The sequence below is a fragment of the Staphylococcus sp. GDY8P126P genome, from assembly GCF_017891965.1.
GTDB lineage: Bacteria > Bacillota > Bacilli > Staphylococcales > Staphylococcaceae > Staphylococcus > Staphylococcus saprophyticus.
The window spans coordinates 1-12,114 of sequence record NZ_JAESKG010000025.1; the positions used below are offsets into that span (position 1 = coordinate 1).

The 12,114-nt window shown below is 32.7% G+C and carries 14 protein-coding genes and 5 pseudogenes; 5 read left to right on the forward strand and 14 right to left on the reverse strand.

Annotated features, from left to right (window positions below; translation table 11 throughout):
- Positions 1 to 94 (reverse strand): annotated as a pseudogene (locus KA893_RS13205) (IS6 family transposase); the annotation flags it as partial.
- A 59-nt stretch (positions 95 to 153) separates the two neighbouring features.
- Here KA893_RS13205 and KA893_RS13210 point away from each other — a divergent pair.
- The 3 genes from KA893_RS13210 to KA893_RS13220 all read left to right on the forward strand — a co-directional run bounded on the left by KA893_RS13210 (position 154) and on the right by KA893_RS13220 (position 2,624).
- Positions 154 to 519 (forward strand): hydroxymethylglutaryl-CoA synthase, encoded by a 366-nt coding sequence (locus tag KA893_RS13210; protein ID WP_348634470.1) that lies wholly within the window; start codon positions 154 to 156, stop codon positions 517 to 519.
- An 836-nt stretch (positions 520 to 1,355) separates the two neighbouring features.
- On the forward strand, positions 1,356 to 2,099 hold the full coding sequence (locus KA893_RS13215) for a glycerophosphoryl diester phosphodiesterase (RefSeq protein WP_000958858.1): 744 nt from the start codon (positions 1,356 to 1,358) through the stop codon (positions 2,097 to 2,099).
- A gap of 96 nt (positions 2,100 to 2,195) precedes the next feature.
- Positions 2,196 to 2,624 (forward strand): MaoC family dehydratase, encoded by a 429-nt coding sequence (locus KA893_RS13220; RefSeq protein WP_000872606.1) that lies wholly within the window; start codon positions 2,196 to 2,198, stop codon positions 2,622 to 2,624.
- 45 nt (positions 2,625 to 2,669) lie between these two features.
- On the opposite strand, the gene mecA is transcribed toward KA893_RS13220, so the two are convergent.
- Positions 2,670 to 4,679 carry a PBP2a family beta-lactam-resistant peptidoglycan transpeptidase MecA gene (gene mecA, locus KA893_RS13225; RefSeq protein ID WP_063852655.1) on the reverse strand — a complete coding sequence of 670 codons (2,010 nt, stop codon included), beginning with the start codon at positions 4,677 to 4,679 and terminating at the stop codon, positions 2,670 to 2,672.
- A gap of 96 nt (positions 4,680 to 4,775) precedes the next feature.
- Here mecA and KA893_RS13230 point away from each other — a divergent pair.
- Positions 4,776 to 5,324: pseudogene (locus KA893_RS13230) on the forward strand (M56 family metallopeptidase); the annotation flags it as partial.
- Here KA893_RS13230 and merR1 read toward each other — a convergent pair.
- The 5 genes and pseudogenes from merR1 to KA893_RS13255 form a co-directional block, all read right to left on the reverse strand.
- Positions 5,309 to 5,566: pseudogene (merR1, locus tag KA893_RS13235) on the reverse strand (mercury resistance transcriptional regulator MerR1); the annotation flags it as partial. The pseudogenes KA893_RS13230 and merR1 sit on opposite strands and share 16 nt — an antisense overlap.
- 167 nt (positions 5,567 to 5,733) lie before the next feature.
- Positions 5,734 to 5,937, reverse strand: a complete 204-nt coding sequence (locus KA893_RS13240; protein WP_172687534.1) for a hypothetical protein — start codon at positions 5,935 to 5,937, stop codon at positions 5,734 to 5,736.
- Positions 5,938 to 5,984: 47 nt separating this feature from the next.
- Positions 5,985 to 7,430 carry an NAD(P)-binding domain-containing protein gene (locus tag KA893_RS13245; protein WP_123316963.1) on the reverse strand — a complete coding sequence of 482 codons (1,446 nt, stop codon included), beginning with the start codon at positions 7,428 to 7,430 and terminating at the stop codon, positions 5,985 to 5,987.
- Positions 7,427 to 7,636, reverse strand: coding sequence for a hypothetical protein (locus tag KA893_RS13250; protein WP_123316962.1), 210 nt, complete (start codon positions 7,634 to 7,636; stop codon positions 7,427 to 7,429). The genes KA893_RS13245 and KA893_RS13250 overlap by 4 nt, the downstream gene beginning before the upstream one ends.
- 90 nt (positions 7,637 to 7,726) lie before the next feature.
- Entirely contained in the window at positions 7,727 to 8,035 is a 309-nt protein-coding gene (locus tag KA893_RS13255) for an ArsR/SmtB family transcription factor (protein ID WP_210124728.1), read from the reverse strand.
- A 141-nt stretch (positions 8,036 to 8,176) separates the two neighbouring features.
- Here KA893_RS13255 and KA893_RS13260 point away from each other — a divergent pair.
- Positions 8,177 to 8,892, forward strand: a pseudogene (locus KA893_RS13260) (arsenic resistance protein); the annotation flags it as partial.
- 71 nt (positions 8,893 to 8,963) lie between these two features.
- Here KA893_RS13260 and KA893_RS13265 read toward each other — a convergent pair.
- The 7 genes and pseudogenes from KA893_RS13265 to KA893_RS13295 form a co-directional block, all read right to left on the reverse strand.
- A complete protein-coding gene (locus KA893_RS13265) occupies positions 8,964 to 9,245 on the reverse strand; it encodes a DUF5839 family protein (protein WP_123316960.1) in 282 nt (93 codons plus the stop codon).
- A 116-nt stretch (positions 9,246 to 9,361) separates the two neighbouring features.
- Positions 9,362 to 9,760 carry a JAB domain-containing protein gene (locus KA893_RS13270; RefSeq protein ID WP_245335944.1) on the reverse strand — a complete coding sequence of 133 codons (399 nt, stop codon included), beginning with the start codon at positions 9,758 to 9,760 and terminating at the stop codon, positions 9,362 to 9,364.
- Positions 9,753 to 9,959, reverse strand: a complete 207-nt coding sequence (locus KA893_RS13275) for a hypothetical protein (protein ID WP_114604133.1) — start codon at positions 9,957 to 9,959, stop codon at positions 9,753 to 9,755. The genes KA893_RS13270 and KA893_RS13275 overlap by 8 nt, the downstream gene beginning before the upstream one ends.
- Before the next feature lies 1 nt (position 9,960).
- Positions 9,961 to 10,482: a DUF1643 domain-containing protein gene (locus KA893_RS13280; RefSeq protein WP_210124727.1), complete on the reverse strand. Its 522-nt coding sequence runs from the start codon at positions 10,480 to 10,482 to the stop codon at positions 9,961 to 9,963.
- A 19-nt stretch (positions 10,483 to 10,501) separates the two neighbouring features.
- A complete protein-coding gene (locus KA893_RS13285; protein ID WP_210124726.1) occupies positions 10,502 to 10,813 on the reverse strand; it encodes a DUF960 family protein in 312 nt (103 codons plus the stop codon).
- Positions 10,814 to 10,897: 84 nt separating this feature from the next.
- Entirely contained in the window at positions 10,898 to 11,248 is a 351-nt protein-coding gene (locus tag KA893_RS13290; RefSeq protein ID WP_210124725.1) for an SAUGI family uracil-DNA glycosylase inhibitor, read from the reverse strand.
- Between the two features lie 473 nt (positions 11,249 to 11,721).
- Positions 11,722 to 12,114: pseudogene (locus KA893_RS13295) on the reverse strand (cassette chromosome recombinase CcrB); the annotation flags it as partial.

A 12,114-nucleotide genomic window follows, 5' to 3' on the forward strand; every position in this document is an offset into this window, starting at 1 on the left:
ATATATCACGATAACTCAATGCATATCTTAGATAGTAGCCAACGGCTACAGTGATAACATCCTTGTTAAATTGTTTATATCTGAAATAGTTCATACAGAAGACTCCTTTTTGTTAAAATTATACTATAAATTCAACTTTGCAACAGAACCGTAATATGTAATAGAGATATTGATAACATTTATACAGGATCATTATACTTAAGTTTAATTTCGTTATTACAGAACCACACATTCCAACCAGAAGAGAAAGTATGTCTATTTAGTTATGGTTCAGGAGCAGTAGGAGAAATCTTTAGTGGTTCAATCGTTAAAGGATATGACAAAGCATTAGATAAAGAGAAACACTTAAATATGCTAGAATCTAGAGAGCAATTATCAGTCGAAGAATACGAAACATTCTTTAACAGATTTGATAATCAAGAATTTGATTTCGAACGTGAATTGACACAAGATCCATATTCAAAAGTATACTTATACAGTATAGAAGACCATATCAGAACATATAAGATAGAGAAATAAACTAGTGGCCGATTGTGCTTGATGAGCTTGGGACATAAATCCTAACTCGAAATAAATAAGCATATCACTAAACTGATTTTTTAAAGTTTACAGTGATATGCTTATTTTTTTATCTTACGATTTTGTACGTGCATGCTTGCCTAGGGGTATGGCTCGAGCCATTAGTCTCTCGCACATACTATTCCCTCAGGCGTCAGCACTTACAAAATCGGTTGTAATTTTCATTTTTATACGCATTCTTACTGAGATTATACTAATAAGAGGAATAGTAAAAGCAATTCTAAGTAAAATTGCAGATAAGAGGTTTGTTAAAAGCAGTTCTAAGTAAAATTGCAGATAAGAGGTTTGTTAAAAGCAGTTCTCAGTAAAATTGCTGATAAGAGGTACGTTAAAAGCAATTCCATGCAAAATTGCTGATAAGGGGTAAGTTAAAAGCAGTTCTCAGTAAAATTGCAGATAAGAGGTACGTTAAAAGCAGTTCTAGGCAAAATTGCAGATAAGAGGTGCGTTAAAAGCAGTTCTCAGTAAAATTGCTGATAAGGGGTAAGTTAAAAGCAATCCTAAGTAAAATTGCAGATAAGAGGTAAGTTAAAAGCAATCCTAAGTAAAATTGCAGATAAGGGGTACAGAAAAACTAGACTTGATTACAAAATGGAGCTTGGGACATAAATGATTTTTTAAAAATGAGATGAGACGTAGATTAACTCCATAATCAATACGAATCTATCGACTTCTTTATTTATGATATTCATCTCTTTTTAATGGAAATAAAAGTGCGATTAATGTGATAATACAGTTACGTTAATTAAAAAAATAAAAATGCAAGGAGAGGTAATATGCTAACTGTATATGGACATAGAGGATTACCTAGTAAAGCTCCGGAAAATACAATTGCATCATTTAAAGCTGCTTCAGAAGTAGAAGGTATAAACTGGTTGGAGTTAGATGTTGCAATTACAAAAGATGAACAACTGATTATCATTCATGATGATTATTTAGAACGGACTACAAATATGTCCGGGGAAATAACTGAATTGAATTATGATGAAATTAAAGATGCTTCTGCAGGATCTTGGTTTGGTGAAAAATTCAAAGATGAACATTTGCCAACTTTCGATGATGTAGTAAAAATAGCAAATGAATATAATATGAATTTAAATGTAGAATTAAAAGGTATTACTGGACCGAATGGACTAGCACTTTCTAAAAGTATGGTTAAGCAAGTGGAAGAACAATTAACAAACTTAAATCAGAATCAAGAAGTGCTCATTTCAAGCTTTAATGTTGTGCTTGTTAAACTTGCAGAAGAAATCATGCCACAATATAACAGAGCAGTTATATTCCATACAACTTCGTTTCGTGAAGACTGGAGAACACTTTTAGATTACTGTAATGCTAAAATAGTAAACACTGAAGATGCCAAACTTACTAAAGCAAAAGTAAAAATGGTAAAAGAAGCGGGTTATGAATTGAACGTATGGACTGTAAACAAACCAGCACGTGCAAACCAACTTGCTAATTGGGGAGTTGATGGTATCTTTACAGACAATGCAGATAAAATGGTGCATTTGTCTCAATAGAAAGTTAGAGGTGAGTCTTACGTTTCAGTGACGGTAGACTTACCTTTAACATGTTACATACTAAAAAATTAATTTGAATAAGAAAGAGAGACATATATGAAATACGATGATTTTATAGTAGGAGAAACATTCAAAACAAAAAGCCTTCATATTACAGAAGAAGAAATTATCCAATTTGCAACAACTTTTGATCCTCAATATATGCATATAGATAAAGAAAAAGCAGAACAAAGTAGATTTAAAGGTATCATTGCATCTGGCATGCATACACTTTCAATATCATTTAAATTATGGGTAGAAGAAGGTAAATACGGAGAAGAAGTTGTAGCAGGAACACAAATGAATAACGTTAAATTTATTAAACCTGTATACCCAGGTAATACATTGTACGTTATCGCTGAAATTACAAATAAGAAATCCATAAAAAAAGAAAATGGACTCGTTACAGTGTCACTTTCAACATACAATGAAAATGAAGAAATTGTATTTAAGGGAGAAGTAACAGCACTTATTAATAATTCATAATAAAACAGTGAAGCAACCATCGTTACGGATTGCTTCACTGTTTTGTTATTCATCTATATCGTATTTTTTATTACCGTTCTCATATAGCTCATCATACACTTTACCTGAGATTTTGGCATTGTAGCTAGCCATTCCTTTATCTTGTACATCTTTAACATTAATAGCCATCATCATGTTTGGATTATCTTTATCATATGATATAAACCACCCAATTTGTCTGCCTGTTTCTCCTTGTTTCATTTTGAGTTCTGCAGTACCGGATTTGCCAATTAAGTTTGCATAAGATCTATAAATATCTTCTTTATGTGTTTTATTTACGACTTGTTGCATACCATCAGTTAATAGATTGATATTTTCTTTGGAAATAATATTTTTCTTCCAAACTTTGTTTTTCGTGTCTTTTAATAAGTGAGGTGCGTTAATATTGCCATTATTTTCTAATGCGCTATAGATTGAAAGGATCTGTACTGGGTTAATCAGTATTTCACCTTGTCCGTAACCTGAATCAGCTAATAATATTTCATTATCTAAATTTTTGTTTGAAATTTGAGCATTATAAAATGGATAATCACTTGGTATATCTTCACCAACACCTAGTTTTTTCATGCCTTTTTCAAATTTCTTACTGCCTAATTCGAGTGCTACTCTAGCAAAGAAAATGTTATCTGATGATTCTATTGCTTGTTTTAAGTCGATATTACCATTTACCACTTCATATCTTGTAACGTTGTAACCACCCCAAGATTTATCTTTTTGCCAACCTTTACCATCGATTTTATAACTTGTTTTATCGTCTAATGTTTTGTTATTTAACCCAATCATTGCTGTTAATATTTTTTGAGTTGAACCTGGTGAAGTTGTAATCTGGAACTTGTTGAGCAGAGGTTCTTTTTTATCTTCGGTTAATTTATTATATTCTTCGTTACTCATGCCATACATAAATGGATAGACGTCATATGAAGGTGTGCTTACAAGTGCTAATAATTCACCTGTTTGAGGGTGGATAGCAGTACCTGAGCCATAATCATTTTTCATGTTGTTATAAATACTCTTTTGAACTTTAGCATCAATAGTTAGTTGAATATCTTTGCCATCTTTTTTCTTTTTCTCTATTAATGTATGTGCGATTGTATTGCTATTATCGTCAACGATTGTGACACGATAGCCATCTTCATGTTGGAGCTTTTTATCGTAAAGTTTTTCGAGTCCCTTTTTACCAATAACTGCATCATCTTTATAGCCTTTATATTCTTTTTGTTTTAATTCTTCAGAGTTAATGGGACCAACATAACCTAATAGATGTGAAGTCGCTTTTTCTAGAGGATAGTTACGACTTTCTGTTTCATTAGTTGTAAGATGAAATTTTTTTGCGAAATCACTTAAATATTCATCCATTTTTTTAACGGTTTTAAGTGGAACGAAGGTATCATCTTGTACCCAATTTTGATCCATTTGTTGTTTGATATAGTCTTCAGAAATACTTAGTTCTTTAGCGATTGCTTTATAATCTTTTTTAGATACATTCTTTGGAACGATGCCTATCTCATATGCTGTTCCTGTATTGGCCAATTCCACATTGTTTCGGTCTAAAATTTTACCACGTTCTGATTTTAAATTTTCAATATGTATGCTTTGGTCTTTCTGCATTCCTGGAATAATGACGCTATGATCCCAATCTAACTTCCACATACCATCTTCTTTAACAAAATTAAATTGAACGTTGCGATCAATGTTACCGTAGTTTGTTTTAATTTTATATTGAGCATCTACTCGTTTTTTATTTTTAGATACTTTTTTTATTTTACGATCCTGAATGTTTATATCTTTAACGCCTAAACTATTATATATTTTTATCGGACGTTCAGTCATTTCTACTTCACCATTATCGCTTTTAGAAATATAACTGCTATCTTTATAAACTTGTTTGAAATTTTTATCTTCAATTGCATCAATAGTATTATTAATTTCTTTATCTTTTGAAGCATAAAAATATATACCAAACCCGACAACTACAACTATTAAAATAAGTGGAACAATTTTTATCTTTTTCATCAATATCCTCCTTATATAATACTACATTTGTAGTATATTACAAATGTAGTATTTATGTCAAAATAATGTTATAATTTTTGTGATATGGAGGTGTAGAAGGTGTTATCATCTTTTTTAATGTTAAGTATAATCAGTTCATTGCTCACGATATGTGTAATTTTTTTAGTGAGAATGCTCTATATAAAATATACTCAAAATATTATGTCACATAAGATTTGGTTATTAGTGCTCGTCTCCACGTTAATTCCATTAATACCATTTTACAAAATATCGAATTTTACATTTTCAAAAGATATGATGAATCGAAATGTATCTGACACGACTTCTTCGGTTAGTCATATGTTAGATGGTCAACAATCATCTGTTACGAAAGACTTAGCAATTAATGTTAATCAGTTTGAGACCTCAAATATAACGTATATGATTCTTTTGATATGGGTATTTGGTAGTTTGTTGTGCTTATTTTATATGATTAAGGCATTCCGACAAATTGATGTTATTAAAAGTTCGTCATTGGAATCGTCATATCTTAATGAACGACTTAAAGTATGTCAAAGTAAGATGCAGTTCTACAAAAAGCATATAACAATTAGTTATAGTTCAAACATTGATAATCCGATGGTATTTGGTTTAGTGAAATCATACATATCACGGCACTTCGCTTCATCGCGATCGACAACCCCTAGTAACTTGTCGATTTCATTTAAGGTAAAGCCCAATTCCTGCATCCGTTTTATGAAATTCAATCGATCCACCGTTTGTGGTGAATACATTCGGTATCCCTTTTCGGTACGATTAGGCTCTGGAATTAAACCCAAACGTTCATAATATCTAATTGTCTCTTTGTTAACATTACATTTCTCGGCGATTTCTCCGACTCTAAAATACAATTTACATCACCCCAAATATAATATAAACCCTGTACCATAGTACAGGGTCAAGGGTAGTATTCATACTGTTATCTTAGACATTAATAAGAATGGTCATACTTTTTGCACACGTTTTTTTTGCCATTGTACAACACCTTATTTAGAAGAGCAAAATGCCCGTTGGCTGCTTATTCATTATTCGCTAAGTTAATATGCGCTTGTAAAAACTGTTGATACGTTTCATTACCCAATTGACGAGGGGTATTGTTAAATAAGCGTTGAAAAACACTCTTTTCAGCTTCGTCTAAATCAGATATTCGAGGGGATAATATTAGCTCAGAATATGACTTAAAGTAGGCAACACCTAATGTACCCCCACGGTTAATGATCATTAAAATCACGTTTCTCGATAATCACATCAATTTTTTGATGTGAACTGTCACGAACATGAATTTGTGCTACAGCTTGATTCTTCTTTAGGATTTTGCAAATTTACGCTACAAACCCCCGTTTCAGGTAAATCAAGTTCAACTCGTTTAGAGGCTTCTATGTCTCCTGCAAGATAGGCTGTTATTGAACGTACTTGTTCATATCCTGTTGCCATTAAGAATGTGGGAGCACGACCGTAACTCTTCATACCTACAATATAAAGACCTTGTTCTGGCTGGCGTAGAATTTCTTCACCATGTGCGCGAACGGTACCACAACTGTGTTCGTTTGGATCGATGAGTGGTGCTAGTGCTGCGATACTTTCCGTCGCTGGGTCAATGGATAATCGAAGTTCTTGTTCAATTGAAAAGTCCGGACGATTTCCAGCATTGACAATCAACTCGTCAATCTCTTTAATAATTGTCATTTCGCCTTCATAACGTCCTGCTAACTCCATTTGTCCATTCATTGATTTGACTTGCATCGTGTAGAACGGTGTATATACTTGTACTTTACCTGAATCGACCAATGAATGTATTTTCGAGCCAAGCGCCCCACGTGCTTCAAGTGCATCTTTTTCTTCGCCACCGTAGGCATCTTCTACATTTTTTTTACGTAGAATCCAAATCAATTTGGTTTCCGGAAATTCTTTTTGTAAATCGGCCAGTTCTAACAATGTATTAATAGCAGAGTGCCCACCACCAACCACTGCGACTGTTTTATCGGCATAGCGTTTCACACTTTTCGTTATATCTGGAATACCGTATTCAATGTGATTTTCGCATTGTTTTTCGGAATTCAACCAAACACCATTTGAAGTAGAAGGATTTGGGTTCCCCCATGTACCCGTTGCATCAATAATTGCACGTGCTTCTACTATTTCAATTTCATGATTTCTTTCAACATAAATTTCAAAAGGCTGCTTTTCACGATGTAATGATTTCATTTTATCGTTTTGTTGACGTGAAATTGAAATAACTTTTGAGTTGTATCGAATGGCTTCTTTTAAGACAGGTAATGTACTTAAAGGTACTAAATATTGATCCACCAACTCTTTTCCTGTCGGTAAAATATTATCCTGTGGTGATTCCCAATCCGTTTCTTCAAGTAGTTGACGTGCTGCTTTATCAATATCGTATTGCCAAGGGCTGAATAGTTGAACGTGTTGCCACTTAAGAATATTATGTCCTACATTTTCACCTGATTCAAAGACGATGAAAGGCACTTTTTGTATGGTTAAATGTGCTGCCGCCGCAAGTCCAACTGGACCAGCTCCAATAATGGCTACAGGTAAATCTAAGTTAAATTGCTTTTGTTCCGGTTTTTCTACTGTCACTTCAGGCGATGAGCAGCAAGTTGATTCATTTATCGTTTCTGGCGCACAACAAGAAGTCGTTGTTGGTTCCTCACCGTAGCATGATGTCTCTTTTATAGTAAATAATTTAATTTCTTTCATTTAAAATTCCCTCTTTTCAAAAGTTGAATTGCTTGCTCAAAATGTTTAGCTGTTACTTCTCCATATAAAAAGGCTTCACCTTTAAAAAAATTTTCTTTCATATAAAACACAGCTTCTTCTAATGATAACTGCCTCGCTTTCATAATGAGTTCTAAATAACTTATAAAGTAATCGACAGATAATATACTTGCATGATTTACTATCATTTTTTATCTCCTAGTCTAGTGTGAGTGATTTCAAATTCCAACCTTTTCTTATGACACATCAATCTTTGTTGATATATAGTTCAAAAAAATTTACTCAGGATAAAAAAGACAACAGAGGTCTGAAGATAAAATCTTTTTTATTTCATTAGGATTGGCTGAATAATAATTCCACTTTCCTTCTTTCTCAACAGAAATAAATTTTACATCTAATAAGATTTTTAGATGATAAGATAATTTAGATTGTGGCAATGCTAGTAGTTCACGCAAATCACATACACAGGTTTTTCCTTCTGTTGCCAAAATACGCAATATATAAAGTCTTTTGTGATCCGACAGCGCTTTAAATTTCTTCTCATAGTCGAGTAAAGTTGTATCACAAACATCAGACCGTTCTATCATGACTTATTCCCCCTAACACATCAATTTTTTTTGATGAGTTTTATATTATATTATATCGAATAGAATGTCAAAATAAAAACCTCCCCCCTGAAAAACGTTAATTGAACCGACTCAAAACTAAAGAGCGCGATTCCACCCTGATTAGCTTGGCGTTTAGGTTCCGTTTTCTTATCTGATTATCCTGCTTTATGGATTGGTTTTATCATGCTTATGGTGACACCTTGTACAGATTGGTATCTCGCTTTTACTGGAATAGCAAAAGGAAATGTATCTCTTTCTACATCAGTTTTACCGATTAATTTAATTTTACAAGTCGTACTTTTGCCAGTATATTTGCTAATATTGGCTGGAACTATTGAATCGATACCCATATCAACGCTTATAGAAAGTATATTTATTGTATTGGTTATTCCATTTGCATTTGCTCATCTTACACGATTCTTATTAAGAAAAAATCTGTTTTAAACAACAAAGTTATTCCCTTTTTCGGCATTGCTCAAATCTCCTTTTTATCATTGGCTATTATGGCAATGTTCGCTTCCCGAGGTTCTTATTTACTTGAAAATATGGAAGTCATTTACACTTTAGTTGTTACGGTTTTGTTGTTTTTTGTTATTAACTATGTAGTAGGACGCTTCGTTGGAAGGTCTTTAAAGTTTTCTTACGAAGATTCAGTTAGCTTAAATATGATAATTATTTCCAGTAATTCACCAGTGTCTTTAGCTATAGCTGTGACAGCATTCCCTGATCAACCTTTCATTGCTTTAGCTTTGGTCATTGGACCTTTAATTGAATTACCCGTACTGGCTATTGTCTCCCAAATATTGCTTTTCACAAGAAAAAAGAATAAAAAGTAAAGGCTATTCAGGATAGCCTTTACTTTTTATTCCGCAATCTGGCTCAATTGTTTAACATTTTTAATTGTTTTTTAACTTTTAACAGCATGGCTTTTCTCAGGTGCCTTTTCTAACAACTTGATTACACGTTTATATTTTCTCTTCTTTTCTTTATCTTCTTCACGAAAAACATTCATGACAAGGATGGGTCTATTCCCTCTTTTTGTTTGAACTAGCACTATATCGCCCTGTGCAATCAGCGTATTTCTTAATTTTTTTTGAATATGCCAATGATACATTTTATTTGTATTTAATTTCAAATTTCCGTTTTCAGTTCCGAGTATATGAAAACCGGAAATAGTATTATTATTCATTTAAGTCCCTCCTGATTTAATTAGAAAAATGAAATCTCTTTATCTAGTATAGGACAATAATTAACTCAAACATAATGTTCTCATCATTTTTCTCTTCAAGAAGTTAACTTATTTCACTATCTCCAGCCCACTTTCAAACTCAATTTCGCCATTAGAAAAAAGGCGAAATTAATATAACATTGTGGGTACAATAAATTATAATTTCGCCATTGATTTTTCATACCTATATGTGCAATAATCATACCCGTTGCGTTACTTAATATGGCTGTTTTAAATATTTCTCGAGGATGTATAACCGCAAAATTAATGGTTCCTATAGAGACGGTTTCAATATGTGTAGGTTCATTTTTGCTATTCAAGCAAATTAAAATGAAGTGTTCTCGGTCAGCATTTCCTATGAAGTCACGCATAATATCAGCAGCGTCTTTTGGTTCTTCAATACGTCTTTTTAAATACCAAAGTGTATCTTCTTTGATCATTTGGACTTTGACAATATCTATTCTTTTTCTACTCATTATGGATAACCTCTATACTTTCTATTAAGTCAGGGTGAACAATGGATGTGATAGAATCATCATTCATATAAATGGAATATAGCTCATCTAATTCTGAATTATTTTTTATGTTTGATGAAAAGGCGATAATGCCTTTAATAACATCTATGTGTGGTTGATGTATTAAATATTGGTATACTTCTTTCCATGTTTGATTCATTCTATTTAGTCTCCTTTAATGGTTTAATTGTCCATGCCTTTCTAGCGTATGGATTTAATGGATGCATGATTTCATTTGTTTGAGGGTTTGTTAATATATTGATTTTCTTACTGTGAGGTTTTAACATGTCTAATACTTCATTCACTCGATTTTCCACAAGGGGTTTCTTTCCGTAGGAACCCCAAGCCAATAAAACACTATCGGCTTCTTTGACAGCTTTCATAATGTGAATATCCGTGTGCTTGTCATGGCTGTTTTCGATATGTTTTAAATTAATGGGGGTATCAATATTTGAAAAAAGATTTATAAAATTAACACCACCATATTCATCTTTTTCAGCTACTTTATTGACAATAAGTTGTGTTGTAAGGTCAACATTAATAATGCCATCATAATGAGGGTACATCGTTATAATTGTGAGTACTTCTTTATCAATATTCCAAGTTTTTTTGAGAAGATAACGATGCATTTTATCCTCACTAAATATCGCTTCGGTTTCTAATACACTTTTGATTGATTTCATTTTTATCTAACTCCTTTATTTAATATTCTTCAGGTAACAACATGACGTAATAAGAAAGGTCTACATCATCTTCTCGGATAATGTAGACCTTATTAATATTGATAGCTTTTGAATAATTTGCCTTATGAATTTTTAAGTACTCTGGACGTTCTTGCTTATGTTTGATGTATAATTGACTATTATGCATATTGAACTGGAAAATATGAAAGTAATCAATCTCTTCTAGTTCCTTGAATTGTTCGTTTTCGCGTTGCGCTACAAGTTTCCATAATTGTTGCTGTAACATTGCTGGCAAGTAATTGGCAATACCACGTGTAATATAACGTTCCATGCTCATTTCTCCTTTTCGATATCTTTCATTATTGTAATAACTTCTGTAATGACTGTGACGCTTATCTGAGCTATGTGTATCCATTTATTCATTATTATGATTCTCCTTTTCAAGTAAGTGTCTTTGATCTAGTAGTGGCATAACTGTGTTATGAAGATATAAGAAGTCCATATCGTTTGTTTCATCAATATAACCAATCGCAATAAGTTGTTTCTGATAGTAGAGGATAAAGGGGTATATATGTCTTTCGTGAAGTGTATCAGAGTAGTAAGTATACGTATGAAGGATTTTATTGGTAAGTGGGCCAAGCCTTACATATTGGTCAGGAAGGATATTATCTGCCACTTCCTCGATAGATTCACATTCCCATTTTTCGTCCTTTGGTAGATTAAATAAGTTGGTTATATAGTGCTTGAGTTGTTGTTCTAGTGTCATTGTTATGACCTCCTAATGTATTGGATTGACGTATGCATGTGATACATCATTTTGATAATATAAGTTTGAAATACCATTTGTTTCGCCTAGAAATCCCACTGAAATACAGAAAAGATCCCAATCGAAAGTCGTCACAATTGTTGATATGACAAGGAAATCCCGTTATCCCGCTCATTTCTCGGGAAATATAGCTATATATTTAATATCACTTGGATTAATAGGTGTGGTTATGATTTACTTTTTTCTTTTTATATTATTTATTTATAAATAATAATGGGATTTTGGGATTACGCTTGCGTAATCCTTCTCTTACATGAAGTTAGCCAATCCCGTTACTATCCCACTTATATTTTGTTTTGGGATGTTCTTTCGTCATATCAATATAAGCTTCACATTGAGCCATGATTTGTTAGCGTGTTGAATATATTTGTTAGATGAGTGTTATTGAATGACGAAAGGACAGTACATTTGTATTAGATTTGAAGAAAGAGCGTTTGAGGCAAAAATAAAGACGAAGTGCTGAGGAGCACTTCGTCGAGTGGGGTATCATTGAAAAGTTGTTTAATAATTTCATTATTGAGTTTGAGTGTAACGTAGAACTGTTTTTTATGATTACCGTCTTTACGAATATCGATACGATCAATGACCGTAAGGTATAATGCTTTGAGTTGTGCTTTATCCATTGATTCTACGTTTTGAAATATTTGTTGTAATAGGGCAGCGATTTGCTTCGTATCGTAAGATGGTTTTTCTTGGTTTTGTTGGTGCTTGAGCTGATTAATTTGATTTGTAATGTCATTCAGTTGTGTTTCATATTGATGAATGGTTGGTTTGAGTGCAGATGTTAAGTCTGGATTGTCTTCGAT

What these genes read in the sequence shown, in the direction of transcription:
- KA893_RS13215 (WP_000958858.1), top strand. Translation starts at nt 1,356, where the DNA reads ATGCTAACTGTATATGGACATAGAGGATTACCTAGTAAAGCTCCGGAA.
- KA893_RS13220 (WP_000872606.1), top strand. Translation starts at nt 2,196, where the DNA reads ATGAAATACGATGATTTTATAGTAGGAGAAACATTCAAAACAAAAAGC.
- KA893_RS13240 (WP_172687534.1), bottom strand. Translation starts at nt 5,937, where the DNA reads ATGATCATTAACCGTGGGGGTACATTAGGTGTTGCCTACTTTAAGTCA.
- KA893_RS13245 (WP_123316963.1), bottom strand. Translation starts at nt 7,430, where the DNA reads ATGAAAGAAATTAAATTATTTACTATAAAAGAGACATCATGCTACGGT.
- KA893_RS13250 (WP_123316962.1), bottom strand. Translation starts at nt 7,636, where the DNA reads ATGATAGTAAATCATGCAAGTATATTATCTGTCGATTACTTTATAAGT.
- KA893_RS13255 (WP_210124728.1), bottom strand. Translation starts at nt 8,035, where the DNA reads ATGATAGAACGGTCTGATGTTTGTGATACAACTTTACTCGACTATGAG.
- KA893_RS13265 (WP_123316960.1), bottom strand. Translation starts at nt 9,245, where the DNA reads ATGAATAATAATACTATTTCCGGTTTTCATATACTCGGAACTGAAAAC.
- KA893_RS13270 (WP_245335944.1), bottom strand. Translation starts at nt 9,760, where the DNA reads ATGAGTAGAAAAAGAATAGATATTGTCAAAGTCCAAATGATCAAAGAA.
- KA893_RS13275 (WP_114604133.1), bottom strand. Translation starts at nt 9,959, where the DNA reads ATGAATCAAACATGGAAAGAAGTATACCAATATTTAATACATCAACCA.
- KA893_RS13280 (WP_210124727.1), bottom strand. Translation starts at nt 10,482, where the DNA reads ATGAAATCAATCAAAAGTGTATTAGAAACCGAAGCGATATTTAGTGAG.
- KA893_RS13285 (WP_210124726.1), bottom strand. Translation starts at nt 10,813, where the DNA reads ATGGAACGTTATATTACACGTGGTATTGCCAATTACTTGCCAGCAATG.
- KA893_RS13290 (WP_210124725.1), bottom strand. Translation starts at nt 11,248, where the DNA reads ATGACACTAGAACAACAACTCAAGCACTATATAACCAACTTATTTAAT.